The sequence below is a fragment of the Gramella sp. MT6 genome, assembly GCF_019357415.1.
Taxonomy (GTDB): domain Bacteria; phylum Bacteroidota; class Bacteroidia; order Flavobacteriales; family Flavobacteriaceae; genus Christiangramia.
Genome location: NZ_CP048410.1, coordinates 32,726 through 57,032, shown reverse-complemented (window position 1 = coordinate 57,032; position 24,307 = coordinate 32,726). Strand labels below are relative to the sequence as shown.

Here is a 24,307-nt window from a genome sequence, read left to right as displayed (position 1 = left end):
ATGAGATTTTCAATATTTACCCATGCTGAGCATAAATGTTTTCGGGGGAGGCTGTATTCTTATGCTCCTTATGTAAAAGAAATGAATCTCTGGATTTCTCATTTTGATGAAATATGTGTTTTAGGTCCGGTTTCTAAGAAAGATCCAGCCTCGATCGATTCAGCCTACACCCATGATAATTTAAGGTTTAAACCTATCCCTGGGCTACATTTTAAGAATAAAAAATTATTTTCTAAGAGCGTTCTCAACTCGTTCAGGGTTATCCGCGAAATATTCCTGGAAATGAAAAAGGCAGATCATATTCATATACGCTGTCCCGGAAATATTGGACTTCTGGCATGTTTGATCCAGATATTTTTTTCATCAAAACCTAAAACGATCAAATATGCCGGGAACTGGGCCCCGGAGGCTGAACAGCCGAGAAGTTACCGGTTTCAGAAATGGCTTGTTTCAAACACCTTTTTGACCCGCAATGCCCATGTCCTTGTATATGGAGAATGGGGAAATCAAAGTAGAAATGTTATCCCATTTTTTACGGCTTCTTATTCGGAAGAGGAAAAGATAGAAATCCATAAGGAATTTCGATCTCCTTTTAAATTCGTTTTTGCTGGTTCCTTGGTGGAAGGGAAACGTCCGTTTTTCGCTTTAGATTTAATAAAAGCTTTAAAGAATAAAGGATTTGATGTGGAATTGGAAATGTATGGTAATGGTATTTTGAAAGTTTCCCTTGAGGAGTATATTGATGAAAATAAACTGGAAGATATAGTTACATTGCACGGTAACCAACCTCAGGAAACAGTTAAAAAGGCTTATTTGTCCGTCCATTTCTCAATTTTGCCCTCTAAAAGTGAAGGCTGGCCTAAAGCTATAGCAGAAGCCATGTATTTTGGATGTGTCCCGATAGCTACAGAAATTTCCTGTGTTCCCTGGATGCTTGGTGAGGGAACAAGAGGGATTTTAATTAAACCGGATATCGAATCTGCTGTAGGAAGAATTATAAGTATGTTAAAAAAGCCAGATTTACTTCAATCTATGTCTGAGGAATCGAAAAGCTGGTCTCAAAGTTATACCCTGGAAGGATTTGATCGGGAAATTGAAAAGCTTTTATGAATATACTTCAACTTATAGATACCTTGCATCCCGGAGGAGCTGAACGAGTTGCCTTGAATTATGCAAATTCCTTATTGCAATACGGAGTGCAATCCCATATTTGTGCAACTAGGGATAAAGGTATTCTGGTAGATAACATCCAGGAAGGAGTGGTGTTTCATTTTCTAGGAAAGAAAAATACCTTAGACCTATTGGCACTGAATAAATTACGAAATATAATTAGGGAAAATAAAATAGATGTTCTTCATGCCCACGGGACCTCTTGGTTTTTTGCTGTATTATGTAAAATTTCTGGAGCGAAATTCACATTGATCTGGCATGATCATTACGGAAACAGCGAATTTTTGGAGGATAGAGAAACCAGGCTCCTGAAATTTTTCTCTGCTAAGTTTGACGGAATTATATCGGTAAACAAAAAATTAAGAGACTGGGCGATAAACAAGCTAAAAGTTGAAAAGGTGATCTTTCTGAATAATTTTATAAAGATCAGGGAGGAATCAGATAAAATGCCTGTTAAACTCAAAGGTAATTCAGAAATTAAACTCATATGCGTTGCGAATTTGAGAGCACAAAAAGACCATCGAACTCTTTTAGAGGCTTTTCAGATCTTAACCAGTGAAGGTAATAGTATATCTCTGCATTTATTCGGTAAAGAATACAATGATCAATATTCAGAGGATATTAAAAGTTCAATTAAGGCTATGTCTTCAGTTTATTGGTATGGTGAGCAGAAAGAAGTCTTTTCCTATCTATGTCATGCCGATATAGGAATATTGTCTTCGGTTTCAGAAGGTTTACCTTTAGCTTTACTTGAATATGGGATGGCTAGATTGGCAGTAGTTAGCACAGATGTAGGAGAATGTAGAAACGTTATTGGAGATTACGGAATATTGACTAATCCCAATAACCCAGATGAAATAGCTAAAGCAATTAATATATATATTCAAAATCCTATAAAATTAAAGGATGATTCTGAAAACCTTCGAGTAACAATAAAACAATTATATTCGGAAGAGTACGTAATCCCTAAATATCTTTCTTTCTGTCGCGATCTATGTTAAGGAGTGATAAAATAAATAACCAGTTTTATATCAAAATGTTATTGCTTCATTTTGGTTATGGATTTATTATCTATTTAATGCCATCGCTATCTAAATTAATACTTTTAGGAATTATGGCTTCATTTATTTTTGTGATACTAGATCGCAAAAATAGGGGTAATGAAGCCTTAATGGCAGCAGCCTACATAGCAGGGGGTGAGGTTTTTTTTAGGCAAACCAGCGCAGTGATATTTTATGAAACAGGAAAATATGCCGTAATTATCTTTCTCTTAATCGGGATGTTTTTTAAAGGTGCTAGTTCTAAAACGATTCCATATTGGATTTATTTATTGATCCTATTCCCGGGAGTAATTGTTGCATCAATGACCATTAGTTATGAAGCGGATTTCAGGAAACTAGTTGCATTTAATATTACTGGTCCGGTTTGTCTTGGAGTTTCCGCCTTGTATTGCTATTATAAAAAAATAAAAAAAGAAGATTTCCAAAGGGTTTTATTGATGTTGTTAATGCCTCTTGTGGCACAAATGACTTATTTATATTTCTATACACCTAGTATGAGTGATGTAAGTATCAGTCTTTCTGGTAATTATGCGGCAACGGCAGGATTTGGTCCTAATCAAATATCAACAGTTTTTGGTCTTGGTTGCTTTTTAATTTGTACCAGGTTGTATACAATCAGGCATAAGATCATTAATATGATCGATATAATATTATTAATTCTAATGGGATACAGAGCTGTAATAACTTTTTCTAGAGGAGGAGTTATTACTGCCATTATTTGTATAATAAGCTTTTTAATATTCTATTATTATAAACAAGAAGCGAAGCGAATAGAAGGAACGAATCTTCGAATAATCGGGATGATACTAATCTTTGCAGTTGTGTGGTTTATTTCCTCTTCTCAATCCAGAGGTCTAATTGGAAACCGATATACTAATCGCGATGCAGCAGGGCAATTGAAGAAAGATATTTCTACCGGAAGAGTAGAGTTAATAGAAACGGAACTAACGGCATTTTATAAAAATCCAATTTTAGGAATTGGCGTTGGAAAGGGAAGGGAGTTTAGGGAGGAGAGTATGGGGATTGAAATAAATACGCATAATGAAATAAGTAGATTGTTATCTGAACACGGGATTCTAGGTATTTTTGCCTTAGCAATCCTTATATTTGTTCCTTTAGTTTTCTGGTTTAAGTTTAAAAATAATTTCTATTTTCTAGCTTTTGTAGCCTTTTGGTTTATGACCATTAATCATTCTGCCATGCGTATTGCCTTACCCGCTTTTATTTATGGACTTGCATTATTATATATAGTAGATGAAAAAAAGAATCCTATACATAGGAAACGACTTGCAGGTCAATAGTTTTACGGTTACCTATATTTCTTTTTTCAGTAAAATGTTAAGGAAGGAAGGATATAAAGTTAAAACAGCCTCAACCAGAAATAATAAAGCACTCCGGCTGGCAGAAATGATCGGCCTTATCGCAAAGTATAGAGAGGCCACAGACATCGTGCTTATAGATACTTATGGAGCGATGAATTTTTATTACGCCTATCTGGTTAGTAAGACCTGTAATTTGTTCGATTTGGAGTACATTCCTATTCTTCATGGGGGGAACCTTCCGGAAAGGCTTGAGAATTCTCGAAAATTAAGTGAAAGTTTATTCGGGAACGCAAAAGTCAATATAGCACCATCACGGTTCTTGCATGATATTTTCCAAAATCACGGGTTCGATAATACTGAGATCATCCCGAATGCTATAAAATCTGATAACTACCCTTTTAAAAAACGCTCTTCTTTCAGACCTAAACTTTTGTGGGTGAGACGTTTTCAGAAAAGATATAATCCATTTATGGCCTTAAAAGTGTTACGGATTTTAAAGCAATCATATCCTGATGCCAGTTTATGTATGGTAGGGCCAGAAAAGGATGGCACTATGGCAAGTTGTAAAATGCTGGCTGAAAAGTATGACCTGGATGTTCGTTTTACTGGTAAATTAAGAAAGAAACACTGGGCTGAGTTGTCCCGTAATTATGATTTCTTCATTAATACTACTTCTGTTGATAATACTCCAATAAGCGTGATTGAGGCGATGAGTCTGGGGCTTGCTATCGTCAGTACTGATGTAGGGGGAATGCCAATGTTAATTGAAAATGGTCATGATGGAATCCTGGTGCCAGAGGATGATGAAAAAACCATGGCAAATGAAATAATTAAAATTATTGAAGACCCGATAAAAGGAGAAAAAATATGTTTGAATGCCAGGAATAAAGTTGAACAATTCGACTGGGATCTGGTTAAGGAGCAATGGAATAGAGTTCTTAATTAATGAGGCGAATTCTTTATATAGGTAATAAGCTTGAAAAACATGGTGCAGCTCCTACCAGTGTGGATACGCTTCCTGCCTTAATCGAAAAAGAAGGATTCAAATTTAAAAGTGTTTCATCCGTTAAGAATAAGCCCTTAAGACTCCTGCATATGCTTTGGAGTGTTCTTATGAATATTCAAAAAAAGGACCTAGTATTAATAGATACCTATAGTACATTCAACTTTTGGTACTCAGTTTTGTGTGGTCAGGTCTGTTTTATATTTAATATCCCCTATATTTTTATTCTTCATGGAGGTAATCTTAAAAGCAGGTTTGATAGATCTTCCAATTCTATTTTGAAGATCTTCCGGAATGCAAATTTTTGTGTAGTTCCGTCAAATTTTTTAAAAGATGAACTAGCAATTTTTTCTTTCAAGAATCTTAAGTACATACCGAATTCTATCGATCTATCGTTTTACAGTCATAAATACAGAAAAAATTTAGATCCTAAACTAATATGGGTGCGTGCATTCGATGAGGTATATAATCCAGGGTTAGCTATTAGAGTTCTGGAGAGATTATTAAAGTCTTACCCGACGGCGGAATTATGCATGGTGGGACCTGAAAAGGATGGGAGCCGAGGGAGGTTGGAAAAAATAGTGAAAAAGAGAAATTTACCGGTAAAATTAACCGGAAAATTATCAAAAGAAGACTGGACTACCTTATCTAAGGGATACGATATTTTTCTGAACACCACATCAATAGATAATACACCTGTGAGTGTCATGGAAGCAATGGCGCTGGGTCTGCCGGTGGTTTCTACAAATGTTGGTGGAATTCCCTATTTGATTCAAAATGGCGTGAACGGACTTTTAGTTGAATCAAACGATTGTGAAGATATGGCTACTGCTGTTGAAGCTTTGATCTCAGACCCTGAATTAGCTCATAAACTTAGCAGTAATGGAAAAAAAAGCGTAGAATCTTTTGACTGGGAAAAGGTAAAACCACTTTGGTTAGAATTGCTTGCCTAAAAATTATATATTTATCCGGGAGGAAACTTAACCAGTAATGTCTCAAAAACCCCTGTTCCATTTTGAAATTTCCGAGCGTAAAGTGTTACTGCGGCTCTTCGATATGGTGGCGGTTCTACTTACTCTTTCCGTAGTCGGAATTATCTTCAGATTTGATTATTTCCAGATCGATGCAAATAACTGGAGCTGGACTCTAGTATTCCTAATCTATCTAAACCTCTTCGGAAATATTTTCGAACTTTATGATCTCCAAAAGGCCGATCGATTTGATAGTGTGGTCAAGAACGTGCTGTTAACTACCAGTCTTACTGTGCTATTCTATATGTTAACCCCGTTTTTCACGCCTAGCTTGCCCGAGAACAGACTGCAGATCCTATTCTTCTTTATCTCTGTTGCTGGAGCTCTGTTGGTATGGAGGTCATTATATATAAGCTTAATTTCATCACCGAGATTCTATAAAAGAGTTCTGGTCGTTGGAGATTCTTTCGATATCAAATTGATCGCCGAATCACTTCAGAAGTCAGATCCCAATTATTTTGTAGTGGGTTACATAAATACAGATCTAAAGATAAAAACAGAATTTGAAAGAGCAGATCTTATGCATTTTGAGGTAGAGGAACTTCAGGAAGCAATTAAAAAACATCATATCAATGAAGTGGTGGTTGCAAGCGCTTATCAAAAAGGTTTGATGCTCACCTTGTACAACCAGTTAAGTGAACTTCTTAAGAAGGGATTTCCTATTCGCGATTATACTCATGTTTATGAAGAAGTTACCCGTAGAATTCCGGTTCAGAATGTAGATAAGGATTTTTACAGATACTTTCCTTTCAGCCGAAGCAATCAGAATAAATTCTATATGCTAGTGTTTCGTGTTTTCGATATAATAGTAGCTATTGTTGGAATTTTTTTTGGAATACTAATTTCACCATTCATTCTTATTGGAAATTTAATAGGAAATCGTGGTAAATTATTTTATTCGCAGGAAAGAGTGGGTAAAAACGGGGAAGTTTTTAAAATTGTAAAGTTTAGAACCATGACCAAAGATGCTGAAGCATCGGGTCCGCAATATGCGCAAATTAACGATTACCGAATTACAAAATTCGGAAGATTCCTGAGGAGGTCAAGGCTGGACGAAATACCGCAGTTTTATAATGTTCTAAAAGGAGATATGAGTATGATAGGCCCAAGACCTGAAAGACCCGTATTCGTAAAGGAACTTTCCGAGCTTATTCCATTTTATGATACCAGGCATATCATAAAACCCGGGTTAACTGGCTGGGCACAAGTAATGGCCAATTATGGTGATTGTCACGATGATAGCCTGGAGAAATTACAGTATGACCTCTATTATATCAAGCACCGTGGCATTTTTTTAGATCTAAGTATTCTGTTAAAAACTCTAAGTACCGTATTATTCTTCAGAGGACAATAGAGTAAATCAAGGCCTTTTTCTTTTGAATTTCACTACTGAAAAAAGAAAAATGAACAAGGCAAGAAATTGTGCGATACGAGGTATATAATTTCCATATTTCACATAGAATGTTTTTTCATCGCTCAAGCCAACTTTGCCGGTTATTGTCCCTTGTTTTTCGTAACCTAAACTCTCAATAATATCACCCCTGGCATTTATGATTGCTGAAATCCCTGTATTAGCACTTCTTGCAACATATCTTCTTGTCTCCACTGCTCTTAATCTGGCATAGCTCAAATGTTGTTTATGCCCTTGTGTGTTACCCCACCAGGCATCATTAGTGATAATACTTAAAAAATCAGCGCCGTTATTCACATAACCTGTAACATACTCTCCGTAAACTGACTCATAGCAAATAATGGGCGCTGTACTTAAACTCTCATCTAATCGTAAAACCTCACGGTTTTCCTGGGTGGTTTTCATCGCTACGGTACCCCCAAGGTCTATCATAATATCCCCCAATATCGGTTTCAGTAAACTTTGATAGGGAAAATTCTCAACTCCTACTACAAGTTTGGATTTATGATATAACTGAGTACTATCTATGGTATTCCTTACCAAAAAAGCGGAATTATAATCATCATACCAGTCATTAACATTAGGTCTTATCTGATTACTTTGTTTCCGTACTTTTGCGGGATCCTGAAATCTTTCGAACATACTTACACCGCCAAGAAAACTAAGATCAGGCTTCATCCTGCTAATTTGTTGACCATAGAAAACTGCCTCAGATCTTTCGAAATTTGGTAATTGAGTTCCATCGGCAAAAACTGTTTCAGGAGCTAATACAAGATCGGTAGAGTCGGTAACCGATTGTTTGCTAAGCTGAAGTAGGAGTTCTCCAATTCGGGTATCTGTAGTATTATACTTTTCGGTATAAGGATTTATATTTGGCTGAAGGATCACCACGTTGATAGTTTTCTTCGGCTCTTCATAATTGTAAAACATGACCAGAGATATGGTGATCGGGATAAGAATAAGTAGTCCAACTTTTAATATGCCCCTATAAATAATTCCTTTATCCTTAAATTCCCTGAAAAGAAGAATCGCCTTGAAAATCGCAATGTTACATAGTAAGATCCAGAGGGTTCCTCCAAAAGTTCCGGTGTATTCATACCATTGTACCCAGCTAATGTATTCGGAAAATACATTTCCTAAGTTCAGCCAGGGCCACGAAAAATCCCAGTTGAGATGAATCTTTTCGAAGATCATCCATACACTTATGAAAAAGGCCGAAGCAGCACTAAAACCTGTTCTTGTAGCAACGATATGATATAGTAAAAATACTGTCGACATTAATAGTGAATTGGCAAGAATCGCAAAAACTCCTCCAAACGGCGTAGAGAAGTAGATCCAGTAAGTAGTGATCAAATTCCAGATAAAAAAGCTGAGATAGGCGTGACCAAAAACCTTTAATTTGATCCATTTACTAGAACTATTCCTTATCTGAAATTCACTAAATAGAAGTGGGACGAAAGCGAAAAAAATAAAAAGAGCAAACCCATAAGTTGGCCATGAAATGGCAAACAGGATTCCGCTTAAAATGGCAAATAAAATATTCTTCATAGAAATCTGGTCTGCCCAAAAATAGGAAACTTCTTTGTGAACTCTGTCAATAAAAAAGTTTGAGATCTTTATCAAATGGACAATAACATTATTTTTGGAGCTTTTTAAATTCAAAATAGTAGATTAGTAAATTCTAACTAAACTAGATACATGGGTATTAAAAGGCACATCCCGAATATTATAACACTTTTAAATCTTCTTTGCGGAAGTCTGGCCGTGATCTTTGCTGTAAAAGGCAATTTGGTACTGGCAGCTATATTTGTGGCTGGAGGGATATTTTTTGATTTTTTCGATGGTCTGGCTGCAAGAGCGCTAAACGTGAAAAGCGAAGTTGGCCTACAACTTGATTCCCTCGCAGATGTTGTTACCAGTGGGGTAGTACCTGGTATTGTGATGTACCAACTTATGACCAAAGCTTTACCAGCCAAAGGAGGCCTGGGGGCAGATTGGAATTCTTCGGTCTTTGATATTCAGATGAAACCTTTTGCTATTATAGGTTTGCTTATAATTCTTGCTTCAGCTTACAGGCTGGCAAAATTCAATGTGGACGATCGCCAAACAGATTCATTCATCGGTTTGCCAACACCGGCTAATGCTTTGCTTATTTTAAGCCTGCCTTTGATCTTAACATATCAGCCTGGGCCTTTTATTTCAGATCTACTGTTAAATGAATGGTTTTTGGTAGGGCTTACTCTGGTAAGTTGTTATTTGCTTAATGCAGGATTGCCGCTATTTGCTTTAAAATTTTCAGATTGGGGCTTTAAGGAAAATAAATTAAGATACTTTTTTATCTTCAGCTGTATCGTGCTAATAGTATTTTTGAAGTTTATCGCTATTCCGGTGATTTTGTTGCTATATGTAATTCTATCAATTGTTTCAAATAGATCAAGCTCTTACTCAGAATGATTTCTGATAAGGTCAATCTCGATATTTAAGGTTGCACCACTTATAATATCCATATTGGCAAATGGCCAGCTTACTAATTGTTTTCTCTTATTCGCTAGATTATAAAAAGTTTCAAAATAGTCTTGGGTTAGATGATTAACAGAATAGTATTCTTCTATATTTTTCAACATATCTTCTTGTTGATATACTTGTACCCAATTAATTGAATTTAATAACCTATATCTTTTATTCTTGTCTTTAGACTTCATAAGCCTACGTACAAGAAAGTCATCTATTTTAGATCTAATTCCCCAAATTGGTACTTTTAGAAAGTTAGGTGAATTTTGAGGTATTATTGGTATCTGACTAGTAGGAACCTTGTTGAATTGTTTTAAATCTGGGATTTTATCAAATAATTCATTAACAAATCTGTAATATAGCCTGTCATTTGGATGTATATTCGAAGTCATTCGCAACATTTGTAAAGACATGCCTGGGCTAAATGCATAAAATTTTTCGTTGCAAATATTTACCTGCCGAGATAATTCCATACGAGTGAAAGTAAACCAGGAAAATAATTCATCATATAATTCAGCAAATGGTAAATTATGTGATGAAATTCTGTCAAATATTTCGGTTAGATCTTTTATTGTGTCGCTTATGATGGTAGATTTATATTGCTCTAAATCTAATTTTTTAAACCAGTTGTCATCATGCCAGGAAAGAATTTGATCAGTTTTTATTTTTTTCCATAATTCAAAATTATCCTTAGTCGAAGCTGTAAATTCAAACTCTTCCTTCTTGATATAAAACTTGAAGAAGTTTTTGTTTCGAAAGTTACTTGAACTGAATCTTTTAATATTTCTAGCCGGTAGTCCTTCACATAATTCCCCTAGAAGAATGGGAGTTTTTATAGACGGAACCACATTTTCTAGGATTTCTAGCCAGGAATTGAGTTTGATAGATTCCGTTTGAATTGAATATTTACGAAAGGTTTTTTTATCTGGAAAATATTGGTCTGGATCAAAATAGGATTTCTGGAAGGCACCTTTGATTTTCGCCAACCTTGATGCAATCTTACTTTCATAATTAGAGGCTTTTCCGAAAGTATGGGCCTTAATCTTTAAATTTTTAGGAATGGCGGCAAGAGCTACACGACTATCAATACCACCACTTAGAGCAATATTTACCTCACAATGATCTTGAGTACATAATGAAACTTCCTTTTTGTATTGATTCCAATATTGCTGAAGGTGATCTTTTTTTATTCCTAAAGGTCTAATATTAGAATAGAGTGAGTTGTCATATCTTTTCTCTTTGATTTCACTTTCTAAATTTAATTTAATCCATTCTCCAGGCAACAGTCTTTTACAATTCTTTAAAATCGTTCTTGAGCCGGTATTAAAAAAATTAGGACCTACTGCTCTTTGAAATATTCCTGTATTATCAAATTCTGCATTTGAATATCGGCCTAATAGAATGATACTGTTTGAAATAAAAAAACAATTTTCTTTAAAAAGGTAATAGAGTGGGTAAATATTACAAAGATCTGTTGCTATAACTATCTCAGAAGTGTTTTTACCGAATATCACGGTAGAGAAACTACCGGTAAAATTATCAGCCACCGGCCATCGATCATAAACATGTTGAGCAGCTGATTCTTTTTGAAGGGTTAGTTTATCTATAGAATAATCTCTCAGGTATCCGTTGGTTACAGAAATAAGATTTTTTGTCTCTGTAATAGCAGATGAATCATTGATCAATAAGGAATTCTCGCCAAATTCTTTTAGTTCAATATTTTCAAAATCTTTTGCGAGGCTAAGGTCAATCTCTTTATTAGTAAAAAGGAATTTCATATATAGCCTTTAAATTAGCAATAATTCTGACTAATTAAACAACTTCTTCTTTCTCAATTCGAAGTTTTGCCCTAGATAAACTTTACGAACCATTTCATCCTCGGCTAGTTCTTCAGGGATTCCGTGCTTAAGGATACTACCCTCGAACATTAGGTAGGTCCTGTCTGTAATAGCCAGGGTTTCCTGAACGTTATGGTCGGTGATCAGGATACCGATATTCTTATCTTTTAACTGGGCTACAATGCGCTGAATGTCTTCCACCGCAACCGGGTCTACTCCGGCAAAAGGCTCATCCAGTAGAATAAAGCTTGGATCTGTAGCCAAAGCTCTGGCGATCTCGGTTCTTCGTCGCTCACCACCACTTAAAAGATCTCCCCGGTTCTTTCTGATATGATTTAGCCCAAACTCTTCAATAAGCGACTCCATTTTCATAAGCCTTTCTTTTTTGGAAAGTTTGGTGAGTTCAAGAACGCTCATGATATTATCTTCAATACTCAATTTTCTAAAAACAGAAGCTTCCTGGGCTAAATAACCAATCCCATGTTGAGCTCGCTTATACATGGGATATTTGGTTATGTTTATTTTATCGAGAATAATATTCCCGCTATTGGGCTTTATTAAACCTACGATCATATAAAAAGAAGTTGTTTTTCCCGCACCGTTGGGACCTAATAAACCAACGATCTCTCCCTGGTTCACCTCTACAGAAATGCCTTTTACAACATCCCTTCCTTTATAGGTCTTTACAAGTTTATCAGCACGTAATTTCATATCCTCTTTTTATATATCTGAAATTGCAGAAATTATACCGTAATTTATTTATTTTCTTCCAGAGCTTCCCAATACTCGAATGCTCTTCTTAAATGAGGTATCACAATAGTACCACCAATTAGTGTTCCTATACTAAGTGTTTCCATAATCTCCTCACGGGTAATTCCTTCTTTATGACTGGATTCCAAATGATATTTCACGCAATCATCGCATCTTAATACTGTAGAAGCCACCAGCCCTAAAAGTTCCTTGGTCTTTTTGTCTAATGCACCTTCAGTGAAGGCATTTGTATCTAAATTGAATATCCTTTTCAGGACCTTGTTATTTTCAGACAATATCTTGTCATTCATTTTTGCGCGGTACGAATTGAATTCGTCTACCTTATCGATCATAGCTTTATTTTTTTAATTTTTCTTCTTCTTTTTTATACATGATCTTGGAAATAATAATACTTACTTCATATAAGATCAAAACTGGTATAGCAACAATAATCTGACTCACTATGTCGGGTGGAGTAATGATAGCTGACAGAATCAAAACTATTACCAGGGCATATTTCCTGTAAGTCCTTAAAAAATCTGGGGTAACAATTCCAACTTTAGTTAGAAAATAAATTACGATAGGTAATTCGAAGATCAGTCCACTTGCCAGTACCGAAGCCCGAACCAGGCTTATATAACTACCTAAGTCAAATTCATTTAATACAATTTCACTTACCTGATATTTTCCGAGGAAATTAATGGAAAGCGGAGTTACTACATAATACCCAAACAGGACACCGATAAAGAAGAGTAGGGAAGTTATAAAAATGAAACCCCGGGCATATTTTCTTTCGTTGTTATGCATGGCAGGAGCAACAAACTTCCAGAATTCATAGATAACGTAAGGGAATGCGATAATAAATCCTGCGGTTATAGAGGTCCAGACATGGGCTGAAAATTGTCCTCCCATGGTTCTACTTTGAATCTTAAAAGGTAATTCGTCAAAACAGAAGCCTCCATCTATACCTATATATGTAGAAATGCGGCAAAGTATATCGTAGGAAAAGAAATCACCCCTGGAGGGTCCAAAAAGGAGCACGTCAAAAATAAAGCCTTTTAGCATAAAGGCAATTCCTCCAGCTATAACTACGGCCAGTACTGCTCTTATAAGATGCCATCTTAGTTCTTCGAGATGGTCTAAAAAAGACATTTCATTTTCCGGATCTTCCTGGGGGGCAATTCTTTCCATTATAAAATTCCTTCTCTTATTAAGTTATGCAGATGCACAACCCCTGTATATTTACCATTTTCGGTCGCGAGCAATTGAGATATCTGGTTTCTTTCCATTACTTCCAAAGCTTCCACCGCTAAGGTGTCCTGGTCTATGGTTTTGGGATTCTTGCTCATTATATCTCTCGCCTTTAATCCCTTGATATCTGTATGATCCTTTAGCATCCTACGAATATCTCCATCGGTAATAATACCAATGATCTTATTATTTTCCAAAACTGCGGTCACACCTAGCATCTTTTCAGAGATCTCAATTAGGGTATTGGCTACATCGGTATCTGGAGTAACCTGCGGAACCATATTCTGGGAAGTAATGTCACTTACCCTTAAATAAAGTTTCTTTCCAAGAGAACCTCCAGGATGGTATTTTGCAAAATCTTTACTACTGAAGCCTTTCAGATCTAAAAGACAAATGGCCAGTGCATCACCAATCACCATTTGCGCCGTAGTACTTGTAGTAGGGGCAAGGTTATTAGGGCAGGCTTCTTTCTCTACATAGCAATTCAAAATATAATCTGCTTCTTTACCCAGGAAAGATTCCTTATTAGCGGTAAGGCCTATTAGAGTATTATTGAAATTCTTAATTAGCGGGACCAAAACTTTAATTTCCGGGCTGTTACCACTTTTAGAAATACAGATGACCACATCGTTATCCTGAACAATACCAAGATCACCGTGAATGGCATCTGCGGCATGCATGAATATGGATGGAGTTCCCGTAGAGTTCAAAGTCGCTACGATCTTATTAGCTATGATCGCGCTTTTACCAATTCCCGTAACCACAACACGACCTTCAGAACGATAGATGATTTCCACCGCCTGGGTAAATTCTTCGTCTATATAATTTATGAGGTTCGCAATTGCTTCTGCTTCATTGGAAATGGTTTCTTTTGCAGTAGAAATGATTTGATCGCTAAGTTTCAAATTAGATTAAATTAAGAATTGCAGGTACTAAAGAAATATGTATATTTAGTAATGCAAATGTATGTAAAATTGTAACACAATTGAATGGCTTTGACCGAAATTGATTTACACAAAGAACTTAAGAGGTACTTTGGATTTAGTCAGTTTAAGGGGCTTCAGGAAGAAGTAATTACCAGCATAGTTAAAGGAAATGATACTTTCGTAGTTATGCCAACTGGCGGAGGGAAATCACTATGTTACCAACTCCCGGCACTTATATCAGACGGTACTGCAATTGTAGTATCGCCCCTTATAGCATTAATGAAGAATCAGGTAGATGCAATTCGTAGCATCTCCTCAGAGCATGGCGTAGCCCATGTTCTCAACTCCTCTTTAAATAAAACCGAGGTTGCCCGGGTAAAGGATGATATCAGGAATGGTATATGTAAATTGCTTTATGTGGCGCCAGAATCTCTTACCAAAGAAGATTATGTAGATTTTCTTAAAAATCAGACTATTTCTTTTCTTGCCGTGGATGAGGCTCACTGTATTAGTGAGTGGGGACACGACTTTAGACCAGAATACCGAAACCTTCGTCATATCCTGAAAAGAATAGGCGATAATATTCCAGTAATTGGCTTAACAGCTACGGCAACACCGAAGGTTCAGGAGGATATTCTGAAAAACCTGGGGATAACGGGGGCAAAAACTTTTAAAGCCAGCTTTAACAGGCCCAATCTTTATTACGAGGTAAGACCGAAAACAAAGAATATAGAGGCTGATATTACCAGGTTCGTGAAACAGAACGACGGTAAATCTGGTATAATCTATTGTCTTAGCCGTAAAAAGGTTGAAGAGTTAGCCCAGACGCTTCAGGTGAACGGTATCAAAGCAGTTCCATATCATGCAGGACTGGATGCCAAGACCAGGTCTAAACACCAGGATATGTTCCTGATGGAAGATATAGATGTTGTGGTAGCTACTATCGCTTTTGGTATGGGTATAGATAAGCCAGATGTTCGTTTCGTGATCCACCATGATATTCCTAAAAGTATTGAAAGCTACTATCAGGAGACCGGTCGAGCCGGTCGTGATGGCGGCGAGGGACATTGTCTTGCCTTCTATTCCTATAAGGACATTGAGAAACTCGAGAAATTCATGAGCGGTAAACCTGTTGCAGAACAGGAAATTGGTCATGCCTTGCTACAGGAGGTTGTGGCTTATGCTGAAACTTCCGTTTCCAGAAGAAAATTCATCTTGCATTATTTCGGGGAGGAATTTGATTCTGAAACCGGTGAAGGTGCGAGTATGGATGATAATGTTCGTAACCCCAAGAAACAGCACGAGGCTAAAGAAGATCTTGAATTGCTGCTAAGAACGGTTAAGGAAACCAATGAACTGTATAAGTCCAAAGAGGTTGTAAAAACTTTGATTGGTAAATCCAACGCTCTTATACTTTCTCATAAAACAGATGAACATCCTTTATTCGGAAAAGGAAAGCATCAGGAGAGTAGTTACTGGATGGCTCTTACCAGGCAGGCCCTGGTTGGTGGTTATCTGAAAAAGGATATTGAGACATATGGCGTGGTCAAGATCACCGAGAAGGGAAAGGAGTATCTAAAAAATCCAGTGTCATTTATGATGACCGAGGACCATATCTTCAATGATGCAACTGAGGATGTGATCAAAGCAGATAAAGGAGGTGCAGCCGTAGATGAACAATTGGTGAAAATGCTGAAAGAACTACGGAAGAAAGTTGCCAAGAAGAAGGACCTTCCACCGTTTGTTATTTTTCAGGATCCATCACTTGAAGATATGGCGCTTAAATATCCTATAAACATTGAGGAATTAAGCAACATTCATGGAGTAGGAGAGGGTAAAGCCAAGAAATATGGAAAGGATTTCGTTGAGCTTATCGCAAGATATGTAGAAGATAATGATATAATTAGGCCAGATGATTTTGTAGTAAAATCTACAGGTGCTAATAGTTCCTTGAAATTATATATCATACAGAGCGTAGACAGGAAATTGCCTTTAACAGATATCGCTTCAGCAAAAGGTATGGCAATGCCAGAGTTCATTAAAGAGATGGAAGCTATTGTTTATAGCGGAACCAAACTGAATATAGATTACTGGCTGGACGATATACTTGATGAAGATCAACAGGAAGAGATCCATGAATATTTCCTGGAAGCGGAATCTGATAAGATAGATGAAGCGATGGAGGAATTTGATGGAGATTATGACGATGAAGAACTTCGACTTTACAGGATAAAATTTATCAGTCAGGTCGCAAATTAAGACATAAAAAAACCCGGAACTTCCGGGTTTTTCATTTTTTATACTTTTCTAAAGTGCGTAAGAAACACTAAGTATCCACTGTGAAGGTCTTGAATCCAGAGTAAATTCTTCAGCTGCAGTCTCATTTAATCCGAAGGCTGTATTGTCAGAAAAGGCACCTTCATATCTCAGGTCGAAACCAAGTCTTCCCAGATCAATTCCTGCTCCAAGCTGATAGCCAACGGTAATATCATTCTCAACATCCTCAATTTGAATACTGCCACCTTCGGCTTTATTATCCAGTATATATTGGAAAGAAGGCCCGGCTTTAATATTAAGAGGTCCAAGGATATTTAACCCTACCAATACCGGAGCATCGATCTTACTTAGTTTATAATCGAAGGTAGAATATTCAGTATTTAATTGCGTGTATAATAATTCAGGCTGAATAAAAATACCCAGTAGTTCAAATTGCGCAAAAAGACCTGCATGGAAACCGGTCTTAGACTCACCATCCTCGAACGAGGCCATGAAATCTCCTGAGGCATCGCCAACGGATTCATATTCTCCTGTGGCTCCATAATTCAAACCTCCTTTAATTCCAAAACTGGCATTTTGGGCAGATAGGTTTAACCCTGCAAAAATAAAGGCCAGCAACATTAACTTTTTCATATTTTCCTATTTATGTTCAGCTAATATAACGTTGTTTAACGAATGTTTATTTCTATAAAACTAAAAAAGCCTTCCAGAAAAAACTCTGAAAGGCCTTTAGGATATTGATAATTAGAATTTTATTTACGTTTTAAAACTTTTTTAGTAGCTTTAATTATCGCCTCTGCATTTAAACCGTACTTATCCATTAATTGTTCTGGAGTTCCACTCTCACCAAAAGTATCTTTTGTAGCTACAAATTCCTGAGGAGTAGGATGATTCTCTGCCAGTGTTCTGGCAACGCTTTCTCCTAAACCACCAAGGAAGTTATGCTCTTCAGCAGTAACTACACATCCAGTCTTTTTTGCTGAGGTGATTATCGCTTCCTCATCTAAAGGTTTAATTGTATGAATATTGATCACTTCAGCGCTGATCCCTTTTTCATTAAGTTCAACCGCAGCCTGAATTGCTTCCCATACAAGATGTCCAGTCGCGATGATAGTAACATCTGTTCCTTCATATAATTTAATAGCCTTTCCAATTTCGAACTTCTGATCTTCAGGAGTGAAATTAGCTACTTTTGGTCTTCCAAATCTTAAGTAAACAGGTCCGTCATGCTCAGCGATAGCAATAGTAGCAGCTTTGGTCTGATTAAAATCACAAGTATTAATTACGGTCATTCCCGGAAGCATTTTCATAAGTCCGATATCTTCGAGAATCTGGTGAGTGGCTCCATCTTCCCCAAGAGTAACCCCAGAGTGTGAAGCACATATTTTTACATTTTTCCCTGAATAAGCAATACTTTGGCGAATTTGATCATAAACCCTTCCTGTTGCGAAATTAGCGAAAGTCCCAGCAAATGGAATTTTTCCACCAATGGTTAGGCCTGCAGCCATTCCCATCATATTAGCTTCTGCGATTCCCACCTGGAAAAATCTTTCAGGATTTTCATCGATAAAATCCTGCATTTTTAAAGAACCTATAAGGTCTGCACATAAAGCAACAACATTAGGGTTGGTTCTTCCTAACTCGGTAAGACCATCTCCAAATCCTGATCTTGTGTCTTTACTTCCTGTATTTTTATATTCTTTCATTGTGTTTTTTAATTTGAAATTAAGGGGATTAATAATCTCCAATGGTTTCTGGGTTTTGTGATAATGCTTTATCCAATTGTTCGTCATTTGGAGCTTTCCCATGCCATGCGTGGGTATGCATCATAAAATCTACACCGTGACCCATTACGGTATGCATAAGAATACAAACCGGCTTGCCTTTTCCGGTGCGTGACTTAGCTTCTTTTAAACCGTCAATGACTTGTTGTAAATCATTTCCATCCTTAATTTCCATAACATCCCAGCCAAACGCTTCGAATTTTGCCCTGAGATTTCCCATAGGTAAAACAGTTTCAGTGCTTCCGTCGATCTGTTGGCCGTTGAGATCTATTGTAGAAATAATATTATCTACATTATTTCCTGCAGCATACATGATCGCTTCCCAGTTCTGGCCTTCCTGAAGTTCACCATCACCATGAAGTGAATATACAATATGATCGTCATTGTTCAGTTTTTTAGCCTGTGCCGCTCCAAGCGCAACGCTCATTCCCTGTCCTAAAGATCCAGACGCGATTCTTATACCTGGCAAACCTTCATGAGTTGTAGGGTGTCCCTGAAGACGGGAGTCAATAAGTCTGAAAGTGTTTAATTCATCTACCGGAAAATATCCGCTACGGGCAAGTACACTATAGTATACAGGAGAAATATGGCCGTTAGAAAGGAAAAAAAGGTCTTCATCTTTTCCGTCCATGTTAAAATCTGTGTTGTGGTCCATAACAACCTGATACAGTGCAGTTAAAAATTCAGTACAGCCTAAAGAACCTCCCGGGTGACCGGAATTAACCTTATGAACCTGCCTTAAAATATCCCTGCGTACCTGGGTAGCAAAATCTTGTAATTCGTTGATGTCTGGCATTTTAAATTGTGTTGTTTTAATGCGGCAAAAATAACTTTTTAAAAAGCTTTGGCAAAGCAACTACAGCCCAGTTATTAACTTTTTCTTGAAAATACTAACAAGCTGCTTGCGATTCCCTATTCCATTTGATATTTAGTTGAGTATCTTTGCACCGATTAAACGGAACTATGAAATTTGAACTTTTAACTACCGATGCTGGTAGTAAAGCACGTGCAGGAAAAATAACTACAGATCACGGGGTAATTGAAACCCCTATTTTTATGCCGGTTGGAACGGTAGCATCTGTAAAAGGAGTACATCAAAGTGAACTTAAAGAGGATATTAATCCTGATATCATATTAGGTAATACTTACCATCTTTATTTAAGACCTCAGACCGAAATTTTGAAAAAAGCAGGAGGTCTGCATAAATTCATGAACTGGGATAGGAATATCCTGACCGATAGTGGAGGTTACCAGGTGTATTCACTTTCTGCCAGAAGAAAGATCAAGGAAGAAGGAGTAAAATTCAAATCACATATAGATGGTTCTTACCATACATTTACTCCGGAAAATGTTATGGAAATTCAGCGTGCTATTGGAGCAGATATCATAATGGCTTTCGATGAATGTACGCCTTATCCCTGTGACTACAATTACGCGAAAAGATCGATGCATATGACGCATCGCTGGCTGGACAGGTGTATTAATCACCTTGAAAAGACGCCAGAGATCTATGATTACAAACAAACCCTGTTTCCAATTGTTCAGGGAAGTACCTATAAGGACTTGCGTAAACAGTCTGCGGAATATATCGCTAATGCCGGGGCTGAAGGAAATGCTATCGGTGGACTTTCTGTAGGAGAGCCTGCAGAAGAAATGTATGCTATGACCGAGGTAGTTACTGAAATCCTTCCGGAAGACAAGCCAAGATATTTAATGGGTGTTGGTACTCCTATAAATATATTAGAGAATATTGCGTTGGGTGTGGATATGTTCGATTGTGTTATGCCCACCCGGAATGGTAGAAACGGAATGTTATTTACGTCTCATGGGACGATTAATATCAAGAACAAAAAGTGGGAAGCAGATTTTTCTCCTATAGATCCTGAAGGGGTAAGTTTTGTGGATTCCATGTATTCTAAGGCATATGTACGCCATTTGTTTTCGGTAAATGAAATGCTTGGCAGGCAAATTGCTAGTATTCATAACCTGAGCTTTTATCTTTGGTTGGTAAGAGAGGCAAGAAAACATATCTTAGCCGGAGATTTCCCGCAATGGAAAGATAAAATGGTAAAACAAATGGATAAACGCCTATAATCCTGTAATTTGAAGATCCTCGACTGGTACATACTTAAAAGGTATTTAGGAACCTTTACAATGATGCTGGTTCTCTTTATACCAATTGGTATCACTGTGAACCTGGCTGAAAAGATCGATAAGATCCTGGATAATGAAGTTCCCTTCATTGAGGTTGCTAATTATTACCTGGATTTCACTATTTATTTCGCGAATCTTCTTTTTCCTATTTTCCTTTTCCTTTCGGTGATCTGGTTTACCTCTAAACTGGCGATGAATACAGAGATCGTTGCTATTTTAAGTAGTGGTGTTTCTTTTTATAGATTTCTCCGCCCTTACCTTATAGGTGCGACTATCGTTTGTATCGGGGCTCTTATCCTGGCTATGTATCTGGCACCTCAGGCCAGTAAAGGTTTTAATGAATTCAAATATCAATACCTTAAAAGGAACGAGCAGACCCAGGAAACGAGTGATGTATACAGGCAGATCAATGATAATGAATTCATCTATGCCAGTCATTTTCAACCTAAGACCAAGTCTGCACGTAATTTTACTTTAGAACATTTTGAAGGTAATGAGCTGAAATTCAAAATAAGTGCTTCTAATTTAAGGTATAGCGAGGAAGACAGTCTTTACAAGTTAACCCGGGTTGATAAACGTATCATTGGCAAAGAAGAAGACAGTATCATGTATATGAGAACGGTTGATACCATTCTTCCATTCGAATTTGACGAACTTACTCCTGAATCGTATATCGCAGAAACTCTGAACTATACAGAACTTAATGATTTCATTGCCAAAGAAAGCCGAAGAGGTTCCGGGAATATTAACCGATACCTTGTAGTGGCTTATAAAAGGTGGAGTATTCCTATCTCCGCTTTTATTTTAACTATTATCGCGGTAGCTGTGGCTTCTTTTAAAAGAAGAGGAGGAATGGGAGTGAATCTTGCCGTTGGTATTTCCCTGGCTTTTATCTTTATTTTCTTTGACAAGGTATTTGGAACCATGGCCGAGCAATCTACATTCTCACCATTAATTGCGGTTTGGTTTCCTAATATCGTATTTGGGATACTGGCAGTTATTTTGCTATTCCGCGCCAAACGCTAGCTTAGAAATTCTATTCAAAATTTAAGCTTCATCGGGGATTTCTATCCTTTCAAAGTTGTTATATTTGTATGCTATAAAAAATAATTACCATAACCAATATGGAATATTTAGAATTCGAACAACCCATCAAAGAACTGGAAGATCAATATGCAAAAGCTTGCAATATTGGAGCAGAAAGTGAAGTTGATGTTACCGCTACCTGTAAGCAGATTGAAAAGAAACTTGTAGAAAAGAAGAAAGAGATCTACAAGAATTTAACGCCATGGCAGCGCGTTCAATTATCAAGACATCCCAACAGGCCCTACACTTTAGATTATATAAATGCTATTTGTGGAGATACCTTTTTAGAACTTCATGGTGATAGGAATGTAAAAGATGATAAAGCAATGATTGGAGGTCTTGGAAAGATCGATGATCAGAGTTTTATGTTCGTTGGTCAGCAAAAAGGATATAACACCAAGACCAGGCAGTATCGTAATTTCGGGATGGCAAATCCTGAAGGCTATCGTAAGGCTTTAAGACTTATGAAGTCTGCTGAAAAGTTTGGTGTACCTGTAGTTTGTTTTGTTGATACTCCGGGAGCATATCCAGGGCTTGAAGCTGAAGAAAGAGGACAGGGAGAGGCAATTGCCCGAAACATTCTTGAAATGACCAGGCTTAAAGTACCAATTATCGTCGTGATCATTGGAGAAGGAGCAAGCGGTGGAGCTTTAGGTATAGGTGTAGGAGATAAAGTTTTAATGCTAGAAAATACCTGGTATTCTGTGATCTCTCCAGAATCCTGTTCTTCGATCTTATGGAGAAGCTGGGAATATAAAGAGATTGCTGCTGAAGCCTTAAAACTTACTGCTATCGATATGAAAAAGCAGAAACTGATAGATGAGATAGTTAAAGAACCTCTTGGTGGAGCTCATAGTAATAGGGAAGAGATTTTTAATACGGTAAAAACTTCAATTACCCAAGCTTATTCTGAGTTCAAAAACTTATCACCAGAAGAATTGGTAGAAAAGAGGATGGATAAATATTTAGACATGGGAGTGTTTAAAGGATAAGTTCTTTATTTATATAACATCATTACAAAATCCGGGGAAATGCTTCCGGATTTTTTTATCTTATTAACAGAAAAATTTACTTATCAACATGTAAATTGTTCATTACCTGTTAAGTAACTAAGGGCAATTTCTTTAAGATTGTCTTAACAAATTAATTACTTTAGTTCTATGGAAAAAACCACCTCCCCCCAAAATATTACATATAAAAAAACTAATGTTGTAAGTCTGGAAAAAGGAAAAGTTCCGCCACAAGCTGTTGATTTAGAAGAAGTTGTGCTTGGAGCTATGATGATCGATAAGAAAGGAGTGGATGAAATCATTGATATATTACATCCCGAGGCTTTTTATAAAAATTCGCATAAGTTGATCTACGGTGCGATTAAGAAGCTTTTCGATAGCTCAGAGGCAATTGACTTATTAACCGTTTCTAATCAATTAAAAAAAGACGGTGTTTTTGATAAAGCTGGCGGGGATTATTACTTAATACAACTTACTCAGAAGGTTTCGAGTTCGGCGCACATTGAATTTCATGCACGTATCATACTGCAAAAATATATTCAACGAAGTCTGATCAAAATTTCAAATGAAATCATTGAAGAAGCGTTTGACGAAGGAGCCGATGTTTTTGATCTATTGGATAATGCAGAAGCAAAACTCTACGAGGTAACTCAGGGGAACATTAAACGTTCAACTGAAACTGCCCAGAGTTTGGTTATCCAGGCTAAGAAGAAGATCCAGGAAATTTCCAATAAAGAAGGTTTGAGCGGGGTGCCTTCGGGATTTGACAAACTGGATGAACTTACATCAGGTTGGCAGCCTTCAGATTTAATTATTGTGGCTGCACGTCCGGGTATGGGTAAAACCGCCCTTACACTTTCTATGGCTCGAAATATCGCCGTAGATCAGGGAATTCCTGTAGCCTTTTTCTCTCTGGAGATGTCCTCGGTACAGTTGATCACTCGTTTGATCTCTTCTGAAACCGGTCTGTCTTCAGAAAAACTAAGAACAGGTAAACTGGAACAACATGAATGGGAGCAGTTGAACGTGAAGGTGAAGGACCTGGAGAAAGCACCATTGTTTATCGATGATACACCGTCACTTTCAATTTTCGACCTTCGTGCGAAAGCCCGTCGACTGGCCTCACAACATGGGATACGAATGATTGTTATTGATTACCTTCAGTTAATGACCGCAGGAGGAAGCCAGAAAGGTGGAGGAAACAGGGAACAGGAAATTTCTACGATTTCCCGAAACCTGAAAGCTCTTGCAAAAGAATTGAACGTCCCGGTAATTGCGCTTTCGCAGCTATCTCGTGCAGTTGAAACTCGTGGAGGAAGTAAACGTCCTCTACTTTCTGATCTTAGGGAATCTGGGGCGATCGAGCAGGATGCCGATATTGTATCTTTTATTTACAGACCGGAATATTATAAGATAGAGGAATGGGATGATGAAGAAAGAACACCAACTGCAGGGCAGGGAGAATTTATCGTAGCGAAACACCGTAATGGTGGTTTAGAAAATATTAGGCTGAAATTCATTGGTGAACTCGGTAAATTTGATAATTTAGAAGACTTTAGTTTCCCATCTGAAATTCCTTCAAGCATGAACAGTGGCGAAGGAGATAGTGATTTTGGAAACTTCAATTTACCAAATCCTAGTGCCGATGAGGCCTTTGGAAGTTCAATGAACAGCAATTTTGATGATGATGATAATGACGTTCCTTTCTAAAACGATCAAGCT

The 24,307-nt window shown here is 37.2% G+C and carries 21 protein-coding genes; 12 read left to right on the top strand and 9 right to left on the bottom strand.

The features are described from left to right. From G3I01_RS00265 to G3I01_RS00240, 6 genes are read left to right on the top strand one after another with little or no spacing between them, the layout of a single operon-like run. Window positions 1-1,110, top strand: a complete 1,110-nt coding sequence (locus G3I01_RS00265; RefSeq protein ID WP_219550046.1) for a glycosyltransferase — start codon at window positions 1-3, stop codon at window positions 1,108-1,110. Beyond that, a complete protein-coding gene (locus G3I01_RS00260; RefSeq protein ID WP_219550044.1) occupies window positions 1,107-2,171 on the top strand; it encodes a glycosyltransferase in 1,065 nt (354 codons plus the stop codon). The genes G3I01_RS00265 and G3I01_RS00260 overlap by 4 nt, the downstream gene beginning before the upstream one ends. A gap of 35 nt (window positions 2,172-2,206) precedes the next feature. Then, on the top strand, window positions 2,207-3,532 hold the full coding sequence (locus tag G3I01_RS00255; protein ID WP_257710666.1) for an O-antigen ligase family protein: 1,326 nt from the start codon (window positions 2,207-2,209) through the stop codon (window positions 3,530-3,532). Then, a complete protein-coding gene (locus G3I01_RS00250) occupies window positions 3,486-4,499 on the top strand; it encodes a glycosyltransferase family 4 protein (RefSeq protein ID WP_219550040.1) in 1,014 nt (337 codons plus the stop codon). Before G3I01_RS00255 ends, G3I01_RS00250 begins: the two co-directional genes overlap by 47 nt. Next, complete coding sequence (locus G3I01_RS00245; protein WP_219550038.1) at window positions 4,499-5,509, top strand: glycosyltransferase family 4 protein; 1,011 nt, start codon at window positions 4,499-4,501, stop codon at window positions 5,507-5,509. Before G3I01_RS00250 ends, G3I01_RS00245 begins: the two co-directional genes overlap by 1 nt. Window positions 5,510-5,546: 37 nt before the next feature. Continuing rightward, on the top strand, window positions 5,547-6,941 hold the full coding sequence (locus G3I01_RS00240) for a sugar transferase (RefSeq protein ID WP_219550036.1): 1,395 nt from the start codon (window positions 5,547-5,549) through the stop codon (window positions 6,939-6,941). A 6-nt stretch (window positions 6,942-6,947) separates the two neighbouring features. On the opposite strand, the gene lnt is transcribed toward G3I01_RS00240, so the two are convergent. Further along, window positions 6,948-8,546, bottom strand: coding sequence for an apolipoprotein N-acyltransferase (lnt, locus tag G3I01_RS00235; RefSeq protein ID WP_219550034.1), 1,599 nt, complete (start codon window positions 8,544-8,546; stop codon window positions 6,948-6,950). Between the two features lie 150 nt (window positions 8,547-8,696). Between lnt and G3I01_RS00230 the strand changes: the two genes are divergently transcribed. Then, entirely contained in the window at window positions 8,697-9,452 is a 756-nt protein-coding gene (locus G3I01_RS00230) for a CDP-alcohol phosphatidyltransferase family protein (RefSeq protein WP_219550032.1), read from the top strand. Here G3I01_RS00230 and G3I01_RS00225 read toward each other — a convergent pair. Genes G3I01_RS00225 through G3I01_RS00205 form a run of 5 tightly spaced genes read right to left on the bottom strand, consistent with a single transcriptional unit; the run spans window position 9,440 to window position 14,253 of the window. After that, window positions 9,440-11,287 (bottom strand): hypothetical protein, encoded by a 1,848-nt coding sequence (locus G3I01_RS00225; RefSeq protein ID WP_219550030.1) that lies wholly within the window; start codon window positions 11,285-11,287, stop codon window positions 9,440-9,442. The genes G3I01_RS00230 and G3I01_RS00225 overlap by 13 nt on opposite strands. 30 nt (window positions 11,288-11,317) lie before the next feature. Beyond that, window positions 11,318-12,058, bottom strand: coding sequence for an LPS export ABC transporter ATP-binding protein (gene lptB / locus G3I01_RS00220; RefSeq protein ID WP_219550029.1), 741 nt, complete (start codon window positions 12,056-12,058; stop codon window positions 11,318-11,320). Window positions 12,059-12,102: 44 nt separating this feature from the next. Then, the gene (locus tag G3I01_RS00215) at window positions 12,103-12,450 is read right to left on the bottom strand and encodes a carboxymuconolactone decarboxylase family protein (protein ID WP_108170029.1); all 348 of its coding nucleotides are present in this window, start codon (window positions 12,448-12,450) and stop codon (window positions 12,103-12,105) included. Between the two features lie 4 nt (window positions 12,451-12,454). Beyond that, window positions 12,455-13,288, bottom strand: coding sequence for a twin-arginine translocase subunit TatC (gene tatC, locus G3I01_RS00210; protein ID WP_219550027.1), 834 nt, complete (start codon window positions 13,286-13,288; stop codon window positions 12,455-12,457). Next, a complete protein-coding gene (locus G3I01_RS00205; protein ID WP_219550025.1) occupies window positions 13,288-14,253 on the bottom strand; it encodes a KpsF/GutQ family sugar-phosphate isomerase in 966 nt (321 codons plus the stop codon). Before G3I01_RS00205 ends, tatC begins: the two co-directional genes overlap by 1 nt. An 84-nt stretch (window positions 14,254-14,337) precedes the next feature. Here G3I01_RS00205 and recQ point away from each other — a divergent pair, with 84 nt between their 5' ends. Then, window positions 14,338-16,533, top strand: coding sequence for a DNA helicase RecQ (gene recQ / locus G3I01_RS00200; protein WP_219550023.1), 2,196 nt, complete (start codon window positions 14,338-14,340; stop codon window positions 16,531-16,533). Window positions 16,534-16,581: 48 nt separating this feature from the next. On the opposite strand, the gene G3I01_RS00195 is transcribed toward recQ, so the two are convergent. From G3I01_RS00195 to G3I01_RS00185, 3 genes are all read right to left on the bottom strand, one after another. Then, window positions 16,582-17,184 carry an outer membrane beta-barrel protein gene (locus G3I01_RS00195; protein ID WP_219550021.1) on the bottom strand — a complete coding sequence of 201 codons (603 nt, stop codon included), beginning with the start codon at window positions 17,182-17,184 and terminating at the stop codon, window positions 16,582-16,584. Window positions 17,185-17,303: 119 nt separating this feature from the next. Continuing rightward, complete coding sequence (locus tag G3I01_RS00190; RefSeq protein WP_219550019.1) at window positions 17,304-18,257, bottom strand: transketolase family protein; 954 nt, start codon at window positions 18,255-18,257, stop codon at window positions 17,304-17,306. 28 nt (window positions 18,258-18,285) lie between these two features. After that, window positions 18,286-19,131 (bottom strand): transketolase, encoded by an 846-nt coding sequence (locus G3I01_RS00185; protein ID WP_219550017.1) that lies wholly within the window; start codon window positions 19,129-19,131, stop codon window positions 18,286-18,288. Between the two features lie 167 nt (window positions 19,132-19,298). Here G3I01_RS00185 and tgt point away from each other — a divergent pair, with 167 nt between their 5' ends. The 4 genes from tgt to dnaB all read left to right on the top strand — a co-directional run bounded on the left by tgt (window position 19,299) and on the right by dnaB (window position 24,295). Next, window positions 19,299-20,429 (top strand): tRNA guanosine(34) transglycosylase Tgt, encoded by a 1,131-nt coding sequence (gene tgt, locus G3I01_RS00180; RefSeq protein WP_219550015.1) that lies wholly within the window; start codon window positions 19,299-19,301, stop codon window positions 20,427-20,429. 9 nt (window positions 20,430-20,438) lie between these two features. Then, window positions 20,439-21,515 (top strand): LptF/LptG family permease, encoded by a 1,077-nt coding sequence (locus G3I01_RS00175; protein WP_219550013.1) that lies wholly within the window; start codon window positions 20,439-20,441, stop codon window positions 21,513-21,515. Window positions 21,516-21,613: 98 nt separating this feature from the next. Continuing rightward, complete coding sequence (locus G3I01_RS00170) at window positions 21,614-22,567, top strand: acetyl-CoA carboxylase carboxyltransferase subunit alpha (protein WP_219550012.1); 954 nt, start codon at window positions 21,614-21,616, stop codon at window positions 22,565-22,567. 168 nt (window positions 22,568-22,735) lie between these two features. Continuing rightward, window positions 22,736-24,295 carry a replicative DNA helicase gene (gene dnaB / locus G3I01_RS00165; RefSeq protein WP_219550010.1) on the top strand — a complete coding sequence of 520 codons (1,560 nt, stop codon included), beginning with the start codon at window positions 22,736-22,738 and terminating at the stop codon, window positions 24,293-24,295. Window positions 24,296-24,307: the final 12 nt, after the last annotated feature.

Bases quoted from the DNA above. Each gene is read 5' to 3' on its own strand.
- lnt (WP_219550034.1), bottom strand. From the start codon at position 8,546: ATGAAGAATATTTTATTTGCCATTTTAAGCGGAATCCTGTTTGCCATT.
- G3I01_RS00245 (WP_219550038.1), top strand. From the start codon at position 4,499: ATGAGGCGAATTCTTTATATAGGTAATAAGCTTGAAAAACATGGTGCA.
- G3I01_RS00230 (WP_219550032.1), top strand. From the start codon at position 8,697: ATGGGTATTAAAAGGCACATCCCGAATATTATAACACTTTTAAATCTT.
- G3I01_RS00255 (WP_257710666.1), top strand. From the start codon at position 2,207: ATGTTATTGCTTCATTTTGGTTATGGATTTATTATCTATTTAATGCCA.
- tatC (WP_219550027.1), bottom strand. From the start codon at position 13,288: ATGGAAAGAATTGCCCCCCAGGAAGATCCGGAAAATGAAATGTCTTTT.
- G3I01_RS00185 (WP_219550017.1), bottom strand. From the start codon at position 19,131: ATGCCAGACATCAACGAATTACAAGATTTTGCTACCCAGGTACGCAGG.
- G3I01_RS00240 (WP_219550036.1), top strand. From the start codon at position 5,547: ATGTCTCAAAAACCCCTGTTCCATTTTGAAATTTCCGAGCGTAAAGTG.
- recQ (WP_219550023.1), top strand. From the start codon at position 14,338: ATGGCTTTGACCGAAATTGATTTACACAAAGAACTTAAGAGGTACTTT.
- G3I01_RS00250 (WP_219550040.1), top strand. From the start codon at position 3,486: ATGAAAAAAAGAATCCTATACATAGGAAACGACTTGCAGGTCAATAGT.
- G3I01_RS00225 (WP_219550030.1), bottom strand. From the start codon at position 11,287: ATGAAATTCCTTTTTACTAATAAAGAGATTGACCTTAGCCTCGCAAAA.
- G3I01_RS00190 (WP_219550019.1), bottom strand. From the start codon at position 18,257: ATGAAAGAATATAAAAATACAGGAAGTAAAGACACAAGATCAGGATTT.
- G3I01_RS00260 (WP_219550044.1), top strand. From the start codon at position 1,107: ATGAATATACTTCAACTTATAGATACCTTGCATCCCGGAGGAGCTGAA.
- tgt (WP_219550015.1), top strand. From the start codon at position 19,299: ATGAAATTTGAACTTTTAACTACCGATGCTGGTAGTAAAGCACGTGCA.
- G3I01_RS00215 (WP_108170029.1), bottom strand. From the start codon at position 12,450: ATGATCGATAAGGTAGACGAATTCAATTCGTACCGCGCAAAAATGAAT.
- G3I01_RS00265 (WP_219550046.1), top strand. From the start codon at position 1: ATGAGATTTTCAATATTTACCCATGCTGAGCATAAATGTTTTCGGGGG.
- G3I01_RS00170 (WP_219550012.1), top strand. From the start codon at position 21,614: ATGGAATATTTAGAATTCGAACAACCCATCAAAGAACTGGAAGATCAA.
- lptB (WP_219550029.1), bottom strand. From the start codon at position 12,058: ATGAAATTACGTGCTGATAAACTTGTAAAGACCTATAAAGGAAGGGAT.
- G3I01_RS00195 (WP_219550021.1), bottom strand. From the start codon at position 17,184: ATGAAAAAGTTAATGTTGCTGGCCTTTATTTTTGCAGGGTTAAACCTA.
- dnaB (WP_219550010.1), top strand. From the start codon at position 22,736: ATGGAAAAAACCACCTCCCCCCAAAATATTACATATAAAAAAACTAAT.